The organism is Prosthecobacter sp. (assembly GCF_044222345.1).
GTDB lineage: Bacteria > Verrucomicrobiota > Verrucomicrobiia > Verrucomicrobiales > Verrucomicrobiaceae > Prosthecobacter.
Genome location: NZ_JBGANL010000014.1, coordinates 95,356 through 117,320, shown reverse-complemented (window position 1 = coordinate 117,320; position 21,965 = coordinate 95,356). Strand labels below are relative to the sequence as shown.

General features: G+C 59.3%; 23 protein-coding genes. 16 read left to right on the top strand and 7 right to left on the bottom strand.

The window, feature by feature from the left end; genetic code table 11:
• The coding region (locus ACILSL_RS10205; RefSeq protein ID WP_395731918.1) for an efflux RND transporter permease subunit at nucleotides 1-726 on the top strand (726 nt) is incomplete at its 5' end.
• A gap of 58 nt (nucleotides 727-784) precedes the next feature.
• A complete protein-coding gene (locus ACILSL_RS10200; protein WP_395731917.1) occupies nucleotides 785-2,215 on the top strand; it encodes a TolC family protein in 1,431 nt (476 codons plus the stop codon).
• A gap of 30 nt (nucleotides 2,216-2,245) precedes the next feature.
• Here ACILSL_RS10200 and ACILSL_RS10195 read toward each other — a convergent pair whose 3' ends face one another.
• A complete protein-coding gene (locus ACILSL_RS10195) occupies nucleotides 2,246-2,407 on the bottom strand; it encodes a hypothetical protein (RefSeq protein WP_395731916.1) in 162 nt (53 codons plus the stop codon).
• Between the two features lie 105 nt (nucleotides 2,408-2,512).
• Between ACILSL_RS10195 and ACILSL_RS10190 the strand changes: the two genes are divergently transcribed.
• On the top strand, nucleotides 2,513-3,145 hold the full coding sequence (locus tag ACILSL_RS10190) for a DUF1080 domain-containing protein (RefSeq protein WP_395731915.1): 633 nt from the start codon (nucleotides 2,513-2,515) through the stop codon (nucleotides 3,143-3,145).
• Between the two features lie 174 nt (nucleotides 3,146-3,319).
• Here the strand turns inward: ACILSL_RS10190 and dacB are convergent, their stop codons facing one another.
• Nucleotides 3,320-4,696, bottom strand: coding sequence for a D-alanyl-D-alanine carboxypeptidase/D-alanyl-D-alanine-endopeptidase (dacB, locus tag ACILSL_RS10185; protein WP_395731914.1), 1,377 nt, complete (start codon nucleotides 4,694-4,696; stop codon nucleotides 3,320-3,322).
• A gap of 116 nt (nucleotides 4,697-4,812) precedes the next feature.
• Between dacB and ACILSL_RS10180 the strand changes: the two genes are divergently transcribed.
• The 4 genes from ACILSL_RS10180 (at nucleotide 4,813) to thiS (ending at nucleotide 7,373) form a co-directional block, all read left to right on the top strand.
• On the top strand, nucleotides 4,813-5,370 hold the full coding sequence (locus tag ACILSL_RS10180; RefSeq protein WP_395731913.1) for a DUF3592 domain-containing protein: 558 nt from the start codon (nucleotides 4,813-4,815) through the stop codon (nucleotides 5,368-5,370).
• Nucleotides 5,367-5,714, top strand: a complete 348-nt coding sequence (locus ACILSL_RS10175) for a VOC family protein (RefSeq protein WP_294396656.1) — start codon at nucleotides 5,367-5,369, stop codon at nucleotides 5,712-5,714. The genes ACILSL_RS10180 and ACILSL_RS10175 overlap by 4 nt, the downstream gene beginning before the upstream one ends.
• A 312-nt stretch (nucleotides 5,715-6,026) precedes the next feature.
• Nucleotides 6,027-7,157, top strand: a complete 1,131-nt coding sequence (gene thiH, locus ACILSL_RS10170; protein ID WP_395731912.1) for a 2-iminoacetate synthase ThiH — start codon at nucleotides 6,027-6,029, stop codon at nucleotides 7,155-7,157.
• Between the two features lie 15 nt (nucleotides 7,158-7,172).
• Entirely contained in the window at nucleotides 7,173-7,373 is a 201-nt protein-coding gene (thiS, locus tag ACILSL_RS10165) for a sulfur carrier protein ThiS (protein ID WP_395731911.1), read from the top strand.
• A 104-nt stretch (nucleotides 7,374-7,477) separates the two neighbouring features.
• Here the strand turns inward: thiS and ACILSL_RS10160 are convergent, their stop codons facing one another.
• From ACILSL_RS10160 to ACILSL_RS10150, 3 genes are all read right to left on the bottom strand, one after another.
• A complete protein-coding gene (locus ACILSL_RS10160; protein ID WP_395731910.1) occupies nucleotides 7,478-8,878 on the bottom strand; it encodes an alkaline phosphatase family protein in 1,401 nt (466 codons plus the stop codon).
• A gap of 84 nt (nucleotides 8,879-8,962) precedes the next feature.
• Entirely contained in the window at nucleotides 8,963-9,391 is a 429-nt protein-coding gene (locus ACILSL_RS10155; RefSeq protein WP_395731909.1) for a DUF3307 domain-containing protein, read from the bottom strand.
• Between the two features lie 41 nt (nucleotides 9,392-9,432).
• Nucleotides 9,433-9,888 carry a Crp/Fnr family transcriptional regulator gene (locus ACILSL_RS10150; RefSeq protein WP_395731908.1) on the bottom strand — a complete coding sequence of 152 codons (456 nt, stop codon included), beginning with the start codon at nucleotides 9,886-9,888 and terminating at the stop codon, nucleotides 9,433-9,435.
• Between the two features lie 254 nt (nucleotides 9,889-10,142).
• On the opposite strand from ACILSL_RS10150, the gene ACILSL_RS10145 reads away from it, so the two are divergent.
• The 3 genes from ACILSL_RS10145 to ACILSL_RS10135 all read left to right on the top strand — a co-directional run bounded on the left by ACILSL_RS10145 (nucleotide 10,143) and on the right by ACILSL_RS10135 (nucleotide 12,898).
• The gene (locus tag ACILSL_RS10145) at nucleotides 10,143-10,625 is read left to right on the top strand and encodes a hypothetical protein (RefSeq protein ID WP_395731907.1); all 483 of its coding nucleotides are present in this window, start codon (nucleotides 10,143-10,145) and stop codon (nucleotides 10,623-10,625) included.
• Nucleotides 10,626-10,724: 99 nt separating this feature from the next.
• Entirely contained in the window at nucleotides 10,725-12,137 is a 1,413-nt protein-coding gene (locus ACILSL_RS10140; protein ID WP_395731906.1) for a Gfo/Idh/MocA family protein, read from the top strand.
• A gap of 47 nt (nucleotides 12,138-12,184) precedes the next feature.
• The gene (locus ACILSL_RS10135; protein WP_395731905.1) at nucleotides 12,185-12,898 is read left to right on the top strand and encodes a discoidin domain-containing protein; all 714 of its coding nucleotides are present in this window, start codon (nucleotides 12,185-12,187) and stop codon (nucleotides 12,896-12,898) included.
• Nucleotides 12,899-13,115: 217 nt separating this feature from the next.
• Here the strand turns inward: ACILSL_RS10135 and ACILSL_RS10130 are convergent, their stop codons facing one another.
• Nucleotides 13,116-13,487 (bottom strand): YkvA family protein, encoded by a 372-nt coding sequence (locus ACILSL_RS10130; RefSeq protein ID WP_395731904.1) that lies wholly within the window; start codon nucleotides 13,485-13,487, stop codon nucleotides 13,116-13,118.
• A 265-nt stretch (nucleotides 13,488-13,752) separates the two neighbouring features.
• Between ACILSL_RS10130 and mtnB the strand changes: the two genes are divergently transcribed.
• The 6 genes from mtnB (at nucleotide 13,753) to ACILSL_RS10100 (ending at nucleotide 19,789) form a co-directional block, all read left to right on the top strand.
• The gene (gene mtnB / locus ACILSL_RS10125) at nucleotides 13,753-14,415 is read left to right on the top strand and encodes a methylthioribulose 1-phosphate dehydratase (protein WP_395731903.1); all 663 of its coding nucleotides are present in this window, start codon (nucleotides 13,753-13,755) and stop codon (nucleotides 14,413-14,415) included.
• Nucleotides 14,416-14,429: 14 nt separating this feature from the next.
• Nucleotides 14,430-15,023 (top strand): 1,2-dihydroxy-3-keto-5-methylthiopentene dioxygenase, encoded by a 594-nt coding sequence (locus ACILSL_RS10120; RefSeq protein WP_395731902.1) that lies wholly within the window; start codon nucleotides 14,430-14,432, stop codon nucleotides 15,021-15,023.
• Nucleotides 15,020-15,706, top strand: a complete 687-nt coding sequence (gene mtnC / locus ACILSL_RS10115) for an acireductone synthase (RefSeq protein ID WP_395731901.1) — start codon at nucleotides 15,020-15,022, stop codon at nucleotides 15,704-15,706. The genes ACILSL_RS10120 and mtnC overlap by 4 nt, the downstream gene beginning before the upstream one ends.
• Complete coding sequence (gene mtnA, locus ACILSL_RS10110) at nucleotides 15,703-16,809, top strand: S-methyl-5-thioribose-1-phosphate isomerase (protein ID WP_395731900.1); 1,107 nt, start codon at nucleotides 15,703-15,705, stop codon at nucleotides 16,807-16,809. The genes mtnC and mtnA overlap by 4 nt, the downstream gene beginning before the upstream one ends.
• Before the next feature lie 106 nt (nucleotides 16,810-16,915).
• Nucleotides 16,916-19,315: a VWA domain-containing protein gene (locus ACILSL_RS10105; protein WP_395731899.1), complete on the top strand. Its 2,400-nt coding sequence runs from the start codon at nucleotides 16,916-16,918 to the stop codon at nucleotides 19,313-19,315.
• Between the two features lie 72 nt (nucleotides 19,316-19,387).
• On the top strand, nucleotides 19,388-19,789 hold the full coding sequence (locus ACILSL_RS10100) for a hypothetical protein (RefSeq protein WP_395731898.1): 402 nt from the start codon (nucleotides 19,388-19,390) through the stop codon (nucleotides 19,787-19,789).
• A 325-nt stretch (nucleotides 19,790-20,114) separates the two neighbouring features.
• On the opposite strand, the gene ACILSL_RS10095 is transcribed toward ACILSL_RS10100, so the two are convergent.
• On the bottom strand, nucleotides 20,115-21,548 hold the full coding sequence (locus ACILSL_RS10095; RefSeq protein ID WP_395731897.1) for a Gfo/Idh/MocA family protein: 1,434 nt from the start codon (nucleotides 21,546-21,548) through the stop codon (nucleotides 20,115-20,117).
• Between the last annotated feature and the right edge of the window lie 417 nt (nucleotides 21,549-21,965).

Sequence of the window (21,965 nt, the reverse complement as noted above, 5' to 3'; positions counted from 1 at the left end):
CAGGGTGCGCCGGCCGCCGGTTACAGCAGCGGTGATGCCATCAAAGCGATCCAGGATGTGGCGAAGAAGACCCTGCCGCGAGGCTTTGACATCGGCTGGGCCGGTCTCTCGTTTGACGAGGTGGGACGAGGCAACGAGGCGATGTATATCTTCATCGTGGTGCTGATGTTCGTTTACATGGTGCTGGTCGGGCAGTACGAAAGCTTCACCCTGCCGCTGGCCGTGATCCTCTCGCTGCCGGTGGGTGTCATGGGGTCCTTTGCGCTGCTGAAAGCGATGGGACTGGACAACGACATTTATGCGCAGGTGGGCATCATCATGCTGGTGGGCCTGCTGGGCAAGAACGCCATTCTGATCGTGGAGTTCGCCTCCCAGCGGCACCACGAAGGGCTGACGATCCTGGAGGCGGCCATTGAAGGTGCCAAGGTGCGCTTCCGTCCGATTTTGATGACGTCCTTCGCCTTCATTGCGGGGATGATTCCGCTGCTCCGGGCACATGGCGCTGGAGCCATCGCCAACAAGACGATTGGTGCCTCAGCGGCCGGCGGGATGTTTTTGGGAACGGTTATCGGCCTGCTTGTCGTTCCTGGACTTTATTATATCTTCGGCACGATCGCCGCCCGTGGAAAGCTTCTCCCAGATGAAGACGACACACCGCTGAGCGAACTCGGAGAGTACGGCCATCATGAACATGCAAAACCTGAAGAACAAGCTCCTAGCATTTAATTTTGTTTGTCTAATCGTCCTGGTGCAGGGGTGCTCTTCAGTGCTCCGCCGAGACCCTTTGCCATCAAGTGACCCGCCGCTGCCAGCCAACTTTCCAGACACGGCGGGAAGGAAGAACTCCGCAGTGATCGGCTGGAAGGAGTATTTCAAGGACCCAAACCTGACCTCCCTGATCAGCACCGCGCTGAGCAACAACCAGGAATTGAACATCCTGCTGCAGGAGATTGAGGCGTCGAAGGCCGAAGTGCGTGCGCGCAAAGGCGCCATTCTCCCCTTTGTGACCGCAGGCACGACCGCCGGACTGGACAAAGTGGGCCGGCATACGGCCGCCGGAGCTGCGGAAGACAATCCCGCCAATGAAATTGCCGCAGGAACCGTCATTCCAACGAACATGCCCAACTTCGGATTCTCCGCCGATTTTGACTGGGAAGTGGACATCTGGCGGAAGCTGCGGAACGAGCGGGATGCCGCGATCCTGCGCTACCTGGGCACCCAGGAAGGGCGGAACTTCATGATCACGAACATCGTGTCCGAGATCGCCCAGACCTATTATGAACTGGTGGCGTTTGACAACCAGTTTGCGACCCTGAAGCGCATGATTGAGATTCAAAAGAATGCGCTCGAGGCAGTGAAGCTGCAGAAAGCGAACGCCCGGGTCACGGAACTCGCCGTGCGCAGGTTTGAGGCGGAAGTGCTCAAGAACCAAAGCCACCAGTACCAAGTTCAGCAGCAGATCACCGTGGCGGAAAACAAGCTCAACTATCTGGTGGGCCGCTACCCCCAGCACGTGAAGCGGAGGTCTGAGGGCTTCGAGCAAGTGATGCTTGGCCAGATCAACACCGGACTGCCGGTGGAATTGCTGCGGAACCGTCCGGACGTGCGGCGTGCGGAGCTGGAACTGGCAGCGACCGGACTGGATGTGAAGGCTGCGGCGGCGAGATTCTACCCTTCCCTCAGCCTCAAAGGAGCCCTGGGATTGCAGTCCTTCTCGCTGGAGTCCGCGTTTACCACCCCGGCTTCACTGGTTTATGGTATTGCAGGCAACCTGATGGCTCCATTGATCAACCGGAGTGCGATCAAGGCAGCGTTCCTCGGCGCGAGCGCCCGCCAGATCGCGGCGATCTACACCTACCAGCAGACGGTGCTGAAAGCCTACGTCGAGACGGTGAATCAACTGGCGCAGATCAAAAACTACGGCCGCAGCTACGATCTCAAGGCCCAGCAGGTGGCGGCGCTGAATGACTCGATCAACATCGCCGGCCAGCTTTTCTTCAACGCACGTGCGGAATACACGGAAGTGCTCTTCACGCAACGTGACGCGCTGGAGTCGAAGATTGATCTGATCGAGCTGAAGCAGGAGCAGTTGAATGCTTTTGTGAAAGCCTACAAGGCTCTCGGCGGCGGCTACAACCGTGCGGCGGACGGCTCCGGGAACACGACGAAGATGGCGGTGCCCAAGGTGGTGGGTGAGCTGAAAGGTGGCAACTAGCCGCCAACGCACCGGACGGTGCCTGCATGCTCAAAGCGTTGCAGGCACCGGCGGCTTTTGGAAAGGCGGTCTGAGCTGATCGTCCCGGAAGGTGGTGGAGCGCTTGGTGGTTTTGCTGAAGGCGTATTGATTGGCCACCTCCTCAATGACGCTGTGATCGGCCTTGCTCCAGCGCCGGAAGCAACGATCCACACGATGGCCGACCTCATGGTAGAGCAGATGGCTGCGAGTTTGTCGAGAGCCCCGCGCTTTTCGCCTTGTTTGATGCGGCTGACCGTCTTTATACGGACTCCCACCATGAAACCACGCCTTCTCCTTGCCGCATTTGCCCTGGCCGTCTCGATTTCTGCTTTCGCTGATGACTTTGTGTCACTCTTTGACGGCAAAACGCTCACGGGCTGGAAGAACCCGTATGAGTGGGGCCAGATTGACATTGTGGACGGGGAAATTCATCTCACGGGCGAGAAGAAGTTCTTTGTGGTGACGGAGAAGACGTACGGTGACTTCATCTTTGAAGGCGACATTCTGCTGCCTGCCGGCCAGGCGAACAGCGGGTTCATGTTCCGGGCGCATGTGGAGAAGAACAAGGTCTTTGGTTATCAGGCGGAAGTGGATGGTGATGCGAACCGCAAGTGGAGCGGCGGCTTGTATGATGAAGGCCGCCGGATGTGGTTTGCGAGTCCGATCAAGGGCAACAAGGAAAGCGAAGCGGCTTTCCGCGCGCGCGCGGGAGATGCCTTCAAGCGCAATGACTGGAACACTTACCGCATTGAGTGCCGCGGGAAGAGTCTGAAGATTTTCGTGAACGGGGTGCTGACGACGGATGTGGAGGACGACAAGGATGCGAGCGGCGTGATCGCCATTCAGCATCATGGTGAGAAGGGGCAGACGTACAAGTTTCGGAATCTGCGGATTCAGGAGCTCAAGTAGGGGCGGAGAGGGGTGGAGTTTCGGTTGAAGAGGCGAAAGGACAGAAAGGACGGAAGGGACGATATGATCGGGGGCTCTGGAACGGAGGGAGGGGGCGAGGCGGGGCGACTGGTGCTTGCAGAGGGCTGCGGACTGGAAGTCCGCGCTCCTTTGGCGCTGGGCTCTTGAGTGCGGCTACAAGCCCTGCATGGCATCCATGATGGCCTGGCTGAGTTCGGAGGCGGCCTGGCCATCGGTGTAGTGATTGATCATGAGGGCGTAGCAGTATTCTTCGCCGGATTTGGTTTTGGCGTAGCCGGTGAAGGTGCGGATGCCGGACATGGCACCGCCTTTCCAGATGAGGCCGTCTTTGGAGAGGAGCGAGGCTTTGTAGGCAGCGCCCAGAGGGCCTTTGCCGGCGAAGTACTGAAGTCGGGCGAGATCCAGCGGGCGGATGAAATCGGCGCGGGCGAGGCCGCAGCCGTCTTCCATGCGCAGGCCGATGAAGTCGAGGCCGCGTGACTTCCAGTGGTCGCGGATGACGTCTGCAGGGGGCTTGCCGGCCTTGATGCCGAGCATGCGAAAGACGCACTCGGTTTCCTGATTGTCGGAGGTGGCGTGGATGCTTTTGATGATTTCGAGCAAGGGGGGCGAGTCGTGTTTGAGCAAGGAGTGAGTGGCAGGAGCGGTGGATGCGCGACCGCCCACCTGAATGCCTGCGGCGATGAGAAGGGCACGGAAATGATGTGCGGCAAAACGTGCGGGGTCTGGCACGGCGCCTTTGGCCTGAAATTTTGCGGCGCCGAGCGGCACGGTGCCGCGAAGATGAATTTCTGAGGTTTTTTCGCCCCCGTGAATGACGGTGCCATCGCCAGAATCGGCGGGGCCGGTGGTGACCTCGTTGTTCCAGTTCGCGTCGGGGACTTCGAGATTGATGCCGAGGAGTTCCGAAGGAGAACCGACGGCGGGACCGGCGCGAAAGACGAGGATGTAGCGGTTGTGATTGAGGTTCAGGCCTGACACGCCGCTGCCGTAACCGTTGCCGATGTCTCCCCAGTTCCAGAAGTCATTGTAAAGGCTGCCGCTGAAGAGGCTGGCATCGATGCGAATGCCGCCGGTGACGCGGGTGAGGCCACGCTGTTTTAAATCGGCGGCCCAGGTTTTGAGGTCTTCGAGTTTCAGCATGGGATCGCCACCGCCGACGATGACCAGATCCCCCTGGATGATGCCGTCTTGGACAGGTGCGGTCGATTTGAGTTCGGTGGTGAAGTGGAAGTCCGGACCGAGGATTTCGAGAGCGGTGGCGGTGGTGAGGGTCTTGAGGCTGGAGGCGGGGATGAGGGAGGTGGTGGCGCTGACATCCTTCACGACTTCGCCTTTGCTGTTGATGAGGCAGAGGCCGATGGAGGCGCCGGCGAGTGCGGGATTGGCGCGGGCTTGCTCCAAGAGCGTGGCGAGAGCATCGGGTGGCAGGGGCGGCTCAACCACGGGAGCTTCGGGTGTGCCGTAACGAATCCACAGCAAAGCGGCCAGGGCCGAGGCCATGAGGAGGATGGCGGTTTTTTTCAGCATGTGCGAGTGTAGCCTGAAACGGGCCGGGGCCAAGCGAGGTGCTGAGAAATGGCGGCGGATTGATTCGAGCCTGTTCTTCGCTTGCCGGATCACCTGAGTGGACTCATTTTGCAACCATGATGGAACTGGCCCCTGAAAAATGGACGATGCAGGGAATGCTGCAGGGGTTTTTTATTTTCGGAGCGCTGATCGCAGGCGCGGGGCTGATATGGACCGCGAGCACGGCGTGGTTTCTTTACAGCTCTGAAAAGACCACGGGAGTGATTGTGGATGTGATCGCCATTCAGAGCACGCGGAGCCCCGGGGAGGAACCGCTGACCAAGCAGGTGACGAGCTACTACCCGGTGGTGGAGTTTCGTGATTCCAAGGGTGTGGTGCAGCAGGCCAAATCATCGAGAGCGGCGCGCTCGGATCTCTTCAAGCGGGGTGATGCGGTGGGCGTTTATTACGATGCCAAAGATCCGGCGCAGGTGTTCATCAAGGACGCGTGGATGCTGTGGTTCGCGCCTGGGGTCATTTTGGGCAGTGGACTGATCTGGATGATCGCTGTGGGTGGAATGATGAGGTTCAGCAAACGTTTTGATGCGGGCTTTGCCCAAGGAAAAGCGCGGTTTTACAGCCAGGTGGCCGCCTCAGACCCCGCGAACTCCGACAATGATTCTTCCAGCCGATGAAACCTGAAAAAGTGAAGTTTATGCTGATGGCCGCCGACATGAAGCGCGCGGTGGCGTTTTACCGCGATGTGATCGGGCTGGAGGAGATCTTTGTGAGCGATTTCTGGACCGAGCTGCGGTTTGGGGATGCGATCATCGCGCTGCATGGCGGGCACGATGGGTCGCGGAATCCGACGGGGCTGAGCTTTCAGTATGAGGACGTGCTGGTGATGGCGGAGAAGATCGCGGGGGCGGGGGCGAAGATTTTGCAGTCGCCGCAGCAACGTGAGGGAGAGCCGATTTTGCTGGGGGTGTTTCGGGATGCGGAGGGGAATGAGGTGTTTATGACGCAGTATGTGGGGTGAGGGGGGCTGAGCGAAGGACATTCAGGAAAGGGGAAGCGATCGCGTAGTTTTGAAAATGCTGACGTGGGGTGTCTCGTGAGCGCGTACGCGGCGGAGTGCATGACAAACGCTGCTGGAGGGCATGGGGACAGCGAGGTGCTGGGTTTGCTCCCCGTCCTGATGCCGAAAACCCAGGGAAGCACTCGCTAAAGCTCGGCATCCCTGGGCTGAAATACGGAAGGCCGTTGGCCTTCAGCAGACCGAATTCGGCGTTCGCCTTGGTTCCGGGCGTTGCATGGGGCGGCAGGCGCGTATTATATCCTCCCCCCACAAATGCAGACGACCTTCATTCCCACCCTTGATGCTCTCCCGGCGCGTAAAACGCCGCTGATGGAGCGGTTTGCCGGGCTGCTGGAGCCGAAGGGGCCGGCGCAGATTGAAGCGATGGCGAAGGAGTCGCGGATGATCACGCGGCGGAATTTTGGGCGGACGATGCGGCTGTTTGCGCCGCTGTATGTTTCCAATGAGTGCGTGAACAACTGCAGCTACTGCGGCTTTTCGCGGGATAATAATTCGATTTTGCGGGTGACGCTGACGATCGACCAGGTGGTGGCTGAGGCGAAGCATCTGGTGGCACAGGGATTTCGGAACATTCTGCTGGTGGCGGGTGAGCATCCGAAATTTGTGAGCGATGGGTATCTGGAGGAGTGCATCCGGGCGATTCGGGATTTTGTGCCGACGATCGGGATCGAAGTGGGGCCGATGGAGGCGCCGGAGTATGAGCGCATGGTGAAGGCGGGAGCGGAGGGCCTGGTGGTGTATCAGGAAACCTATGACCGCGGCCTTTACAAGGACATGCACACGGCGGGGCCGAAGAAGGATTTTGACTGGCGGCTGGCGTGCCCTGAGCGCGGGTATGCGGGTGGGTTTCGGCGCATTGGCGTCGGGGCATTGTTTGGACTGAGCGACTGGCGGCTGGAGGCGCTGCGACTGGCGGCGCATCTGGAGCATCTTTATAAGCACTGCTGGAAGTCGACTTTCACGGTGGCGTTTCCGCGACTGCGGCCGGCGGCGGGTGGGTTTACACCGATGACGGATTTTCCGGACTGGGCGCTGGTGCAGACGATCTGCGCGTTTCGGATTATTTTTCCTGAGGTGGGTGTGATTTTAAGCACGCGGGAGCCTGCGCCGCTGCGGGATGCGCTGGCGCCGCTGGGGGTGACGGTGATGAGCGCGGGGAGTCATACGGAGCCGGGCGGCTACACGGGCGCGGGGAATGAGGACCTGCACCTGACTGTGAAAGGAAAGCGCGTGGAGGTGGCTGAGAAGGCGGAGACGAATCGTGCCGAGGGGCAGTTTGGGATCGCGGATCAGAGGTCGCCGCAGAGTGTGGCGGAGATGCTGCGGAAGCAGGGGCTGGATCCGGTGTGGAAGGACTGGGATGCTTCGATTTTGGCAGCGTGAACCCCGAATTTTGATATGAAGATTACTTTGAACGGACAGAAGCGTGAGTTTGAAGGGCCTCAGACGGTGAGGTCGCTGCTGGAGAGCATTGGGCTGGGTGGGAAGCCGGTGGTGGTGGAGCAGAATCAGGTGGCGCTGCTGCCGCGGGAGATTGATGGGGCCGCAGTGAGTGATGGGGATGTGATCGAGGTGGTGCAAATCACGGCGGGAGGGTAGCCGGGAAATGACGAAGCCGGAATGACGAATGCGGGGAGCAGGTGGAATTCGTTGGCTCTGGGGTTTGGCGGAGCGCTGGGATCGAGGACGAGGACGATTTTGAATCAGCGGGAGACGCTGGCGTAGCCGTTGCCGCTGGAGCAGAGGCGGAAGAGGTGATTGCAGACTTCGTGGGCGGAGAGAATGCCGGTGCGGGGGAGGGAGTCGAAGTCGCCGATGAGGACGGGCCAGTCGGCGCGGTCTTCGGGGATGCGGCCGTGGGAGCCTTTGACGAGGGTGGCGTCGAGAGGGATGACGTCCATGAGCATGCGCTGGCCAAGGGCTTTTTTGGCGAGCTTGGAGGCGACTTTGAGCTTGGGCCACTTGATGGCGGGATCGAGGAAGAGCTCGGCGGGGTCGTAGCCGCATTTGCGGTGGATGTCCACGCAGCGGGCGAAGTCGGGGGCTTTTTTGTCGTCCTGCCAGTAGTAGTAGGTGAACCAGCTTTTGGCATCGGCGACCGCGATGAGATCGCCGCTGCGCTCGTGATTGAGGCCGACGAGATGCTTTTCCATTTTACCGAGGACCTGGGCGACGCCGGGGGTGGCCTCAAGGGTGGCGCGAACGGTGGCGAGGAGGCTGGGATCGTTGAGGTAGATGTGGGCGACCTGATGATCGGCGATGGCGAAGGCTTTGGAGCCGCCGAGGTCGAGGGTTTCGCGGCAGAGTTCGTCCTTGATGCTGAGCCAGCCTTTTTCGCGGAAGACGCGGTTCAGGTGGACGGGCTGCTCGACGTCTGTGATGCCGTATTCGGAGAGGAGGACGACCTTGATGTTTCGCGTTTCGTAGAAGCGGATGAGGTCGCCGACGACGTTGTCGATCTGGCGGAGGTCGACGTGGATTTTCTCCATGTCGATGCCGACGCGCTGGAGGTTGTAGTCGAGGTGGGGGAGGTAAACGAGGGAGAGGCCGGGCCAGTGCTTTTCCTCGATCCATTTGGCGCTCTCGGCGATCCAGATGGAGGATTTGATGTCGGATCCGGGGCCCCAGAAGTGGCGGAAGGGAAAGGGGCCGAGGTCTTTTTTGATGCGGTCCCGCAGCGGCATGGGCTGGGTGTGGATGTCGAAGACCTTGCGGCCATCGGCAGGATAGAGCGGGCGCGGGGTGATGGAGATGTCCGCGGTGGAGTACATGTTGAACCACCAGAAGAGCTTGGCGCAGGTGAACTGGGGATCGACGCGGCGGAGGGCCTCCCACAATTTTTCGCCGTGCATGAGCTGCTCGGGCTGCTTCCAGAAGCGGTGCTCGGCGTAGTCGCGGTCATACCAGCCGTTGGCGACGACGCCGTGATCGCGGGCGAGGCGGCCGGTGAGGTAGGTGGCCTGGGCCGTGCAGGTGACGGCGGGGAGGACGGGCTCGATGAGGGTGGAGCGATTGCGCTCGACGAAGGCACGGATGGCCGGGGTGTGCTCGCCGATGAGGCGGCTGGTGAGGCCGACGACGTTCAGGATGGCGGTGCGCTGCATGGGGGTCGCAGTTACAAGTTTAAGGTTTCAAGTTTCAAGTGGTATCGCCGCGCAGGGCAAACTTGGAACCTTTAACTTTAAACTTTAACTTCCGTGGAGCATCGCAGCACCGACGTAGGCGATTTTGCAGATGCAGTGGAGGAACTGGTCCTGGACGAAGGTGGTTTTGCCTTCGCACTTGGCGAGGTCGATGAGCCAGTGCAGGACGAGCTCGACAAGGCAGAGGATGAAGCAGCCGGTGATGGCCCAGACGGCGGCGGCATGGAGGATGCAATGGGCGGTCATGCACCAAGGCCAGATTTGAACCGGCCGGGTGGGATCATTCCGGAGGATCAGGAGATGCCGGTTCTTGCAGGTGGAGAGGAACTCCCCCTGCATGGGATAATCCATCAACGCATGACCGGCGAGCAGGAGAAAAATGACCTGGATGGCATCCAGCCAAGTGTGCGGAGGAAATGGCAGCAGGCCAGACATGAGGAAGTTTTCCATCGTGAAGAGCGGACTGAAACGCACGATTCAATCGTGCGCCAAACAATCCGCATCACTTGCATGCCTTAAGCGCTGTAGAAGGCGGCGATCTTCTCATTCACCGCGCGGAGACGGTGGGAAATGGTGCGGCCGACGCCGATGAGCAGCCAGGCGGCGGCACGCGGGTATTCGTTAATGTAGCTTTCGAGGGTGGCGCCGTCGATGCGCCAGACCTGGGAGAACTCAACGGCGGTCACGCTGGCGCTGGCGACATTGGGGTCGAGCAGGTTGATTTCGCCGATGGTTTCACCCTTCTGGATGGAGCCGAGGAGCACTTTGTGGCCGCCGCGCATGGCGGTGGCGTGGAACTTGCCGGAGACGACGAAGAAGAGGCTGTTTTGCTGCTGCCCCTCCTCGATCAAATGCTGACCGGGCTGCACCGGCAGGAATTCGCCGTAGCCGCTGAGGATGTCGCGGTCTTCGTCACCAAGAGGTTCGAGGATGCCTTGGGCCGGAAGTTTGGGAGACGAGAGGGAGCTCATGGGAATCAGTAAGGGTGAATTAAGCGGTCTTTTTTAAGCGGAGATGCTCAGAATGGCAAGCACGGTGAGCGAGAAGCCGTGGAAACGGTCCTGAAGTGAGAAACTGTCACATTCCGCAAAAGGGGTGTGATCCAACTTTCCCCCCTCTGATCGTTCATATCTGCGAAGCATGTACCTTCTAAATTTTGCTGGATTTCCAAGGGCACCGGTTCAGAATCGACGCCTCACTTCAACCAGCCACCCCGACCCCACTCATGTCCGACTCTTCCTCCTCCAAATGCTGCGGCAGCCTCAGTTACGATTTTGCACATCTTCTGCTCCGTCTTTGGGTCGGCATGCGCCTGTTCATGGCAGGCATCGACAAGTTTCGCTGGGGCAACGGACCGACGGTGAGCTTCGGCCTGGAGAATTATTCGAAGAAAACCGGCCCGCTGGCCAAGCTGATGACGGACAACAGCTTCATGCCTGCTTGGGCATGTGACGCCTTCGCCGCCAGCATCGGCTACATTCTTGTGCCCGTGGGCATCTGGGTGGCGATTGGCATCTGCACCGAGTTTGGCCTGCTGGCCGCCGGTTTGGTGTTCCTCTCCCTGGGCCTTGGACTTGCCGCCCTGCCGGATGACACGGAAGTGGTGAGCAACATCGGTCTCTCCATTCTGATCGTGGCAGCCGCCCTGGTGACCTCGAAGGCGAAAACCTTCTCACTCGACGGCCTCCTTTTCCGCAAGAAGGCATAACCACGACTTCACGTCGTCATTGGCAGTGAACCCACACGCCTGATTGCACCTATGAATTCCCAGCCTCCCTCCCCTTCCCCAGCGCCACTGTCCCGTTTCATGGACCGTCGCGGCTTCCTCCGCACCAGTGCTCTGACGAGCAGCGGAATCTACCTCGCCACCAGCAAGAGCGCGATCGCGCAAGCGACCGAAAAAGGCCGCACGATCAAGTGCGCGCTCGTCGGCTGCGGTGCGCAGGGCAACGCCCTGCGCGTGGCCTCCAAAGACGTTCCAGGCATCCAGTGGGTGGCCATGTGCGACATCTGGAAGTTCTCGATCGCGAAGACGCGCGGCGGCTTCCTCGGTGAGAACAAGCACCAGGTGGAAGGCGAGATCAAAATCTACGAAGACATCAACGAGATGCTCGACAAGGAGCCGTCCATTGAGGCCGTCTTCATCGCCACGCCGGACTTCATGCACGCTCCGTATTCGCGCCTCTGCCTTGAAAAGGGCAAGCACGTGTATTGCGAGAAGATGATGAGCAACACGATCGAGGGAGCACGTGACATGGTGCGCGCCGGCAAGGCGAACCCCGGGATTTTCCAGATCGGCCATCAGCGTCATTCCAACCCGCGCTACATCAACCTGCGCGACAACGTGATCAAACCCGGCAAGATGCTGGGCCGCATCACCCACGCGTATGCACAGTGGAACCGTGGTGTCTCCGGCAGCGCCCCGCAGGGTGCGGTGAAGGGCTACGACATTCCTCAGGATGTGCTGACGAAGAACGGCTATGGCAGCCTTGAGGAGTTCCGCAACTGGCGCTTCTTCAAGAAGTACGGTGGTGGTCCGCTCTCCGACCTCGGCGCGCATCAGATCGACATGTTCAACTGGATGTATGAGTCCACCCCGGTGTCGGTCATCGCCTCAGGCGGTGTGGATTACTTCGACGGCACGGAAGGCCGCCCGAAATTCGAGCTGCCGGACAACATGATGTGCATCTACGAATTCAAGACTCCTGCCGGTGCTCTGCGCGCCTACTACCAGGTGCTGACCACCACGGGTTCCCAAGGTGCGTATGAAAAGCACATGGGCATCGGTGGCACGGCGATCATCTCCGAACTCGACACGAACGGCAACCAGCTCTACGCCGAACCGGGCCAGGACTGGGAAGGGTTTGCCCTGGGTGAGAACCCGCCCATCATGAAGGCGGCGGACAAGGCGAAGAACAAGTTCTGGGAACATCCCCGTGACTGGGAAAAGCCGAAACCACCGTCTTACGGTGCCGTCAGCGTGGCCGACGTGCGCGAAAGCAAGGCCCTCTCCCAATGGGAGCTGGCCCGCAAGCTCAAGGTCAAGCCGCACACGCCGCACATCGCGAACTTCATCGAAGCTGTGCAGGCCAAAGACCCCGCGCACCTCACCTGCAACGTCGAAGCCGCCTTCCGGTCCTGCGTCACGGTGCTCAAGGCCTACGAGGCCACCGCCGCCGGCGGCAAGTACATCTTCAAGCCTGAAGACTTCCAGGCGTGATCTGCCACGGCGATTCAACATTCACCCAACCTCCAGCCAAGTTCCCCATGAAAAACACCCTCCACATCCTCACGGGCCTCGCGCTCGCCCTTAGCCTTGCCTCCTGCGGCAAGAAAGAAGAAACGAAAGCAGCGGCAGCAGCCCCAGCAGCTCCTGCTGGTGATCTTGTCGAGATCGCGCTCGAGTTCCCGAAGCCCATGTTCATCGGCACCCCGGTGCCAGCTGAGCTGCCGAACCTTGAGAAGGCCGACCCCAGCAAGGTGGTGAAAACCATCATGGTCCCGAAAGGCACCACCAACCTTGCCAAAGGCAAGACCGTCACCAGTTCTGACAGTGCGCCGATCATCGGTGAGCTGAGCCTCGTGACCGACGGCGACGCCGACGGTGCTGACGGTTCCTTCGTGGAACTGATGCCCGGCAAGCAGTGGGTGCAGATCGACCTGGGTGCCGAGTCGAACATCTATAAGATCGCCATGTGGCACTACCACAAGCAGGCCCAGGCCTACATCGACGTGGAAGTGCAGGTGTCTGACGATCCTGAGTTCAAGAAAGGCGTGACCACCCTGTGGAACTCCGACCACGACGACTCCTCCCAGATGGGCAAGGGCAGCGATCCAGCCTACGTGGAAACCAACCACGGCCGCGTCGTCGACGCCAAGGGCATCAAGGCCCGCTATGTGCGCCTCTGGAGCAATGGCAACACCAGCAACGACATGAACCACTACTGTGAAGTTCAGGTCTATGGCACGCCTGCCAAGTAAGCAGGGCTGACAGAGCTGATTGAATTAGAACCGCCGTGCAGCGCTGCTGCACGGCGGTTTTTTTGTGGTGTGGGAAGGCGTGGGGAAGACTTCTGAGCAGTGAACAGCAAACTGGTGGTACGCCTGCAAGGCCTGTGGTGGAACGGAGCGGCAGGATCGAGGACGAGTTCGAGTAGGAGGACGAGGACGATTTAGTGCGCTGCGCACGATGAGGTGATCACACGTCAACGACTTTGCCGGCTTTGGCTTGGGTGGCCTGCCATTCCTGGTAGCGCTCCAGTTCGCGCTGCACGAGTTTCAAACAGAAGGCGACGACGGTGGCATCGTCGAGATAACCGACACCGACAATGACATCTGGTATGACGTCGGCAGGATTGAGCACATAGAGCAGGGCCAGGGACACTGCGCTGATGGCCCAGTAGGGGATCTCGCGGTAGGTACCCGCCCAATAATCCTTCACCATGCTGAGCATGACCTTCGTTTGTTCGAACACTTTCTTGAGCTTGGGGAGCTTGTTTTCGATCTCTTGGGCGCGCTGATTAACCTTGGCTATGTCCAGATCGTGGTCGCCATTGGTGGGAGTGCTCATAGAAAAAAGTAACCAACGACATTTGTGAAGTCCAGCGTGCAGTGAGAGCATCTTGGTGGATGCAGGGCTTATGCATGAAAGGCCAACGACAACGCAGTGTCGCTTCTGAAGGACAAAAAGGACGGAAGCGACCTCAAGGAAACCTTATTCCATGACAGCCAGATATTTTACCGCTCCTCATGAGTCAACCCCAGGTGGGATGTGAAGATTCTGCTACGTGAGCCAATTTGACATGTCTGCCACTGTCCGAATCATCCACCCACTCATGTCCGCAGAAAAAGCTCAGCCTACTGCCACCGAGCCGATTGAATTATTGACCCGTGAACTCATCGAGTGCGGGCGGGATTTCCATCATCGCGGGTGGTCGCTGGGCACGAGCAGCAATTACAGCGTGGTGATTGACCGTGAACCGCTGACGCTGCTGATGACTGGCAGTGGTTTCGACAAAGGACGCCTGCAACCAGACCAGTTTGTGAAGGTGGATGAAAACGCACAGGCGCTGGGCGAGGATTTCCCCAAGCCTTCAGCGGAAGCGCTGCTGCATACGGTGCTGGCGAAACGCGGAGCTGGAGCGGTGCTGCACACCCACTCGGTGGCGGCCACCGTGTTGAGCGAGCATTTTTTGAAGGACGGCGGGCTGCGGATTGCGGGCTATGAAATGCTGAAGGGCCTCGCAGGAATCAGCACGCATGAGACTGAGGCATGGATTGAGATTTATCCCAACACGCAGGACATCGCTGCGCTGGCGACGGTGATCGATGCACGAATGCAAGATCCGGCGAGTGTGCTGCGCCATGGCTTTCTGATGGCGGGCCACGGCCTTTACACCTGGGGTGAGAACATTGGTGCGGCGCGGCGGCAGATTGAGGTGCTGGAGTTTCTCTTCGAAGTCGTCACACAGAAGCGATTGCTCTTCGGCACGTTTTAGCGAGCACTTCTTCCATGGCCTATCTCCGCATTCCTTCTTCAGACCGAGTGATCGAGGACGCGGAGAGCATCCGCCGTTTTCTGCTGCCACACGGCATTCATTACGAACGCTGGCCGGTGGCGGGGCGCATCGACCGCGATGCCACGCAGGAGGAAATCCTGGCGGCGTATGCGCCTGAAGTAGAGGCGCTGAAGGAGAGCGGAGGGTACATCACGGCAGATGTGGTCAATGTGACCCCTGACGTGCCCCATCTGCAGGAGATGCTGAACAAGTTTAAGCAGGAGCACCGCCATGCTGAGGATGAAGTGCGCTTCATCGTGAAAGGGCGCGGGATCTTTTACATCAATCCGGAAAATGGGGACCCGGTGTTTTCCATCGAGATCGAAGAGGGCGATCTCATCAATGTGCCTGCGGGCACGAAGCACTGGTTTGACCTGTGCGCCGACCGCACCATCCGTGCGATCCGTCTCTTTCGCGAAAAGGCTGGATGGACGCCGCTGTACACCGGTGACGCGATTGCGAGCGGGTATCAGCCGCTGTGCTTTGGGCCCAATCCCATCGCAACCAAAGGTTTCCGCATTGAGCAGGCTGCGGCCATCGCCGTATGATGACGTTTGGAGGCAAACTGATCCTGCTGGACATCGAGGGCACGGTATCGCCACTGGCGTTTGTGCATGATGTGATGTTTCCGTATGCGCGGCAGCATGCGGGAACTTATCTCGTCATGCACTGGAAGACGGCGTTGATTGCACAACTGGCACGTGATGCAGGTGTCGCCGCGTTTGCCACTCCTGCCGAGGCTGAGGCGGCGGTGCATCGGCTGATGGAAGCGGACGCCAAAGTGACCGGATTGAAGCAGCTGCAAGGACTGATCTGGGAAGAGGGATTTCGCAATGGCGAGCTGCGCAGCCGGATCTTTGATGATGTACCGCTGGCGCTGGCGGGCTGGTGTCAGAAGGGCCTGGATATTCGCATCTACTCCTCCGGAAGTGTGCAAGCGCAGAGGCTTTTCTTTGCGCACACGAAGCGCGGAGACCTCACCACGCACTTCTCAGGCTACTACGACACCACGACAGGGTCCAAACGTGAAAGCGCCAGCTACGAAGCGATCGCTGCGGACTGCGGCCTGCCGGCGGAGCAGATTCTCTTCATCAGTGATGTGGTGGAGGAATTGAATGCGGCGCAAAACGCTGGCATGTTCACGGCGCTCGCGGTCCGGCCTGGAAACAAACCGGTGCTGCAGCACGACCACCCTGCCATCACCTCCTTCGCCGAAATTTCCATTGCATGAACATTCACGGACAGCCGCACCGCTCTATTGAAGCCGATCACTCGACGCGAAGCGCGCGCATCATTGATCAAACCTATCTGCCGCACCAGGTGGAATGGCGTGATCTGCAGACGATGGAAGACGCGGCGGAGGCCATCCAAGTGATGCGGGTGCGGGGTGCGCCGCTGATTGGTGCGACGGCAGCGTTTGGCCTGTACTTTGCGTTGCGGGATGATGCCAAGGATGCGGCGCTGCAACGGGCGTATGTGGTTCTGCATGCCACGCGCCCAACGGCGATCAATCTGCGCTGGGCGCTGGACCGGGTGAAGCGTGTGGTGGCACCGCTCAATGTGGAACAACGCGCGGAAGCGGCGTGGAATGAGGCGCTGGCGATTTGCGAGGATGATGTGAGGACGAATCACGCCATCGGCAAACACGGGCTGGAATTGTTTCGAGCGATTCAGGCGAAGAAGGGCGATGCCTCTGCGACGCTGAATGTGATGACGCACTGCAATGCGGGATGGCTGGCGACAGTGGACTGGGGCACGGCGATCTCGCCGATTTATCAGGCGCATGATGCGGGCATGAAGGTGCATGTGTGGGTGAGCGAGACGCGGCCGCGCGGACAGGGGGCCTCACTGACGGCGTTTGAGCTCAAGGAGCATGGGGTGCCATACACTTTGATCGTGGACAACAATGCGGGGCACCTGCTGCAGCGGGGACTGGTGGATGTGGTGATCGTGGGCACGGACCGCGTCACGGCGCATGGGGATGTGGCGAACAAGATCGGCACCTACCTGAAGGCGTTGGCGGCCAAGGCGCATGACGTACCGTTTTATGTGGCGACGCCGGTGAGCACGATTGACTGGACGATCACGGATGGGATTCGGGAGATCCCCATCGAGCAGCGCAGCGCACGCGAGGTGACGCACATGCCCGGATTGAACGCGGCGGGGGTGCGTGAGGAGGTGCTGATCACTCCGGCTGGAACGCAGGCGCGCAATGATGGTTTTGACGTGACCCCAGCGTCTCTAGTGACGGCGCTGGTGACGGAGCATGGGGTGGTGCAGGCGACGGAGCGCGCCATGCGAGATCTTCTGGCTAAAATGCAAGCTCAGGGGTAGATCAGGGTAACCCATGATTTTTTTACTGTTTTGAACGGCAGCAGGGCATCGGACATCCGAATAGGCTTCGTCAGTTTTTACCTCAAAAAACAAGATCACTCTCCCCATGAATCGTTGCTTTGCCAGTGTGTTGACAGGATGGGCTTTGCTCATCGGAACCCTCAGTGCCCAGGCACAACAACCCGCCGCAGCCTCGCGGGCTATCATCGTCTTTGATGCCTCGGGCAGCATGTATGGTGAAGTGCCGGGCGGGGTGAAGATCGACATCGCGAAGAAAGTAGTGAGTGACATCGTGGGTTCGATTGATCCGGCGATGGAGCTGGGCCTGATGGCCTACGGGCACCGCAAGAAGGGTGACTGCGAAGACATTGAACTGCTGGTACCGCCGCAGCCTGGCAGCGCTGCCGCGATTTTGAAAGCCGTGTCCGGTCTGGAACCGAAGGGCAAGACGCCGCTGACGGCAGCGGTGATCCAGGCGGCGAAGTATTTGAAATTTGAAGAAGCCAGGGCGTCGGTGATCTTGGTGAGCGACGGGGTGGAGACTTGCGAGAAGGACCCGTGCATGGCGGCGGAGGAGCTGGAGCGGTTGGGCATTGACTTCACCTGTCACGTGATCGGCTTTGATCTCAAACCAGGAGAGTCTTCGGGGCTGGAGTGTCTGGCGAAGAAAACTGGTGGAATGTACCTCGCGGCCAAGGATGCAGCTTCGCTAAAGTCCTCTCTGGAAGTGGCAATGAAACAGGTGGCCAAGCCCGTGACGACACTGGTGATCGAAGCGAAAAAATCTTCTGGCGGTGCACTGATTGAAGGCGCGGCCTTCCAGGTCTTTGCGGAAGGTGGCGGAGAAAACGCCATCGCCACGGGCAGCGGCGGGCATTGGAGCACCGAACTGCCGAAGGCCGGGAAATACACGCTCAGCGCCAAGTTGAACGGTAAAGTGATCGAACTGAATGTGTCCATCAAAGAAGGTGAAACAGTGACCAAGGAAGTGGTCTTTGCCGAGACAGGCCTCAAGGCCGTGGCGTATGACAAGGAAGGCGGAGTGGCGTTTGAGAGAGAGGTTGCCTGGGAACTTTCCGGACCGGCGGACTCCGAAGGAAACCGTGCCAAGGTGGCTTACAGCTATGAGGCAAAGCCTTTCCTGAAGGTCGCCCCGGGCAGTTACCTTCTCACCGCCACGCGCGGCAATGCCAGCGCCAGTTTGGAGGTCACGGTGAAGGAAGGGGCGGCACAGGAAGTGAAGGTCATCCTTGGCAGCGGCAATCTCAAACTCAGTGCTATCAGTGCTGAAGGACAGCCCGCGATCGCCAAAGACCTTATCTGGGACATCCAGTCAGCACCGGATGCCGAGGGCCAGCGCAAGAAGCTCGGCTACAGCTACGATGCCCAACCCAAGCTGACCCTGCCTTCCGGCCCCTGCCTGATCATGGTCAGCTACGGCAATGCCAAAGGACAAAAAGAAGTCGAACTCAAAGGGGGAGAAACCCAGGAAATCGTCGTCCTGATCGGAAGCGGTAAAGTGAAGCTTTCCGTGGTGATGGATGAAGGCGGCACCGCAGTGGCGAAGGACGTGATCTGGGAAGTTCTGGGTGAAGCTGACGCCGAGGGCAATCGCCCGAAGGTCGCTTATAGCTACGATGCACAGCCCACGCTGTCACTGCCCGCAGGCACCTTCCAAGTGGGAGTGAGCGTCGGCAATGCCAAGGGCAAGGCCACGGTGGAGATCAAGGCGGGGACGATCACCGAAAAGGTGCTCACGCTCGGTGCCGGTCGTGTCAAGCTCTCCGCACTTGCCAATGAAGGTGCAGCACCGCTTTCCAAAGACACGATTTGGGAAGTTTTAGGTGCCCCGGACGCTGAGGGCAATCGCACGAAAGCTGCCTATAGCTATGATGCACAGCCGCTGCTCAGCCTGCCTGCAGGGAAGTATTTGGTAAAGCTCGAATGGGGAAGTGCCAAATCGAAAAAAGAGATCGAAGTGGTTGCGGGCAAGCTGACGGAAATCCCGATCAACATCAACGCTGGCACGCTGGCCCTCAGCGCCATCATGGCCGAAGGTGCAGATGCGGCCCCAAAAGGTCTGAATTGGGAGGTGTTTGGCGAAGCCAATGCCGAAGGAGAACGTCCCAAGGCGAGCTACAGCTACGATGCGCAGCCTAAAATCCACCTCACCGCCGGCAAATATCTCGTGGTGGCGACGCGTGGTGCTGCCGTGGCCCAGACTGAAATGGAAGTGCAGGCGGGCAAGATGACAACCAAGGCTCTGAACCTCAATGCCGGCACCTTGAAACTTAGCTCAAGCACTCCCGGCAGCTGGGACATCTACGGTCCGAAGGATGGTGAAGGTAACCGGAAAAAACTCACCTACTCGTATGATGCTGAGGCGAAGCTCTTTATTCCCGCAGGCAAAGTGCTGGTGGTGCGCAGCAAGGGCGACAAAAAGGCCGAGCTGGAAGTGGAGATCAAAGCCAATGCGCTCAGTGAATTGATGCTGGATGCGAAGTAATGCGCCAATCTAGTCATTTCTGTTATTGAGCTTGTAAAGTCTCCTGCATCACAGACGCTGCGCGTCCAGACTATGAAATACACACATCTTTTTCTTATCGGGCTGCTCGCGGGCAGCATCACCTCGTGCGACAAAAAATCACCTGAGGGCGCCAAAGCCGCTGAAGACACGAAGAAAGCGACTGAAGCCGTCAAAGAAGCGATCAAATCCAATGCTGACGTCGCAGCCAAGGACTTGGAAGCGGCCAAAATTGCTGCTGAAAAGAAGGCGACTGAGATGAAGATCGCCGCTGAAAAAGAGGCTGCGATCCTCAAGGAAGCTGCAGCCAAGAAGGCCGCCGAAGCAGCCAAGGCCGTGGAAGAAGCCGCAGCGAAGGCGAAGGCAGCGCTGACACCGGCACCTGCGGCTCCCGCAGTTCCGGCTGCGCCTGCGGCTCCAGCAACGCCACCGGCAGCACCTGCGGTGCCGAAATGATCGGCACCTTAGCTTGAATCACGCGAAAGCGTCAGGAGTCACTCCTGACGCTTTTTTTGTGTGGGGATATGTTCCGCAGCCCCTGAGCACCGCATCTCATCCAGCGCTCCATCTCCTGCAGCGTCCTTTTCCAGTTCACGGCCATGGCGATGCAGAAGGCTGCGAGGACGGCGCACCTTTTTGGACGCCTGCGAGTGCCGCAGACCCGAAAAGCGGGACGCGCACAACGCATCCCTACCAGCCCTGCTGCTGCGCGGCTGGAATGGGCATTTCGGGCATCAGCAAAACGCTCTATGCAAAAAAGCTCTTCAACAACAACCTAGGATCATACTGTCTTCGGGACTTCGAAGCCTGGACGATACTCGCGGGTGAGGAGGGCGAGGGCTGCTGGAGTGGCGGTGTCGCCGATGAAGGTTTCCTGGGCGGCGTCGATTTCCAGCATGGGACCCATCTTGATGTCGAGCTTGGAGGCATCGAGTTCGTTTTTGATGAGGTGCTCGTGGAAGTCGGCGATGACATCGTTCCAAGGCTGGAAGTCTTTCACGGCAGCTTCGGCTTGTTCGCGTTTGTACTTCTGACCGAGGCGGAAGGAGTTGTTGGCGAGATGGCACCAGGCGCTGGAAAAGTGGATTTTCTCGACCTCGCCTTTCAGGTCCTCGGATTTGCGGCTGCGGATGGCGTCGATGAAGTTGGCGGCGTGGGTTTTGCCGCCGTCGCCTTTGAAGATGTGGAGCTTTTTGCCTTCGGAATCAAAGGCGGTGCCGCCGCCACGACTGCCGGTGTAGTAGCCGCCTTCGCACTCGATGATGAGGAAGGCTCCGGTGCGGCGACGCAGATAGACGTCGGGGGCTTTGATGCCTTTCTGGCGCGGCAGGTTGTGGAAGTCGATGATGACCGGGATGCTGCCAGTATCCATGTAGGCGAAGTGGGTGTTTGGCGTCTCGCCGGCATCGTCCCAGGCGAAGCGTCCGCCGCCGGCGATGACGCGCTTTGGCAGAGCGACTTTGTCGCGGAAGACGACGTTGCGGAGGTCATCGAGGATGTGCGGGCCCCAGTTGCCCATTTCACCGTTGCCGGTGTTCCAATTCCAATGCCAGTCGTAGTGGAATTTTTCGCGGTAGATGGGCTCGTCTTTCGCGGGGCCAAGCCAGATGTCGTAGTCCACGGTGGCGGGAGGTGTGAGGGGCTGCGCTAGCTTGCCGATGGAGGCGCGCATGCTGTAGTGATTGCAGCGGACGTATTTGATTTTGCCCATGGTGCCGGCATCGAGGAAGGCTTTGATTTCGTCCTGAAGAGGATCGCTGCGCTGCTGGGTGCCGCCCTGGACGATGCGGTTGTACTTGCGTGCGGCTTCGACGAGTTTGCGGCCTTCCCAGATGTTGTGGGAGACGGGTTTTTCGACATAGACGTCCTTGCCGGACTGCATGGCCCAGATAGAGGCGAGGACGTGCCAGTGATTGCCGGTGGAGACGACGACGGCATCAATGCTCTTGTCTTCCATGACCTTGCGGAGGTCCTGGGTGGTCCTGGCGTTTGGGAAAACCTTTTTGGCCTTATCCAAGGCGGCGGTGTCGGGATCGCAGAGGTACGCGATTTCCACGCCGGGGACTTTGGACATGCGACCGGCATTGCCGAGGCCCTGGCCACCCAGGCCGATGGAGGCGATGCGGATGGTGTCATTGGCGCCGAGTACGCGACTGGCTGAGAGGGCGGTGAAGGCGAGGGCTGACTGCGTGATGAAGGAACGGCGGGAAGTCATGGATGAAGCTGGTTGAAGACAGAGGTTTTTGCCAGAACGAAGCGCTGGCTGCAACTCCTTCGTCGATTCTGCTTTTGTCGCTAGGCCAACGGTGTCCAAAGCTCGGAGGCCAAAGAGCCCTCATGGAGATGAATACGAGGGCATCGCAACACCTTGAGCGGGTTCGATATTTACCTGCGTGCCGGGGATTGCGAGTCCACATTGGGAGCGCTCTGCAGCTGCGCAACAACGGTGTCCAAAGCTCGGAGGCCAAAGAGCCCTCATGGAGATGAATACGAGGGCATCGCAACACCTTGAGCGGGTTCGATATTTACCTGCGTGCCGGGGATTGCGAGTCCACATTGGGAGCGCTCTGCAGCTGCGCAAACCGCTCAAGAAACCGCACCTTCAGAGTTGACTTCAGACGGTCATGAAATT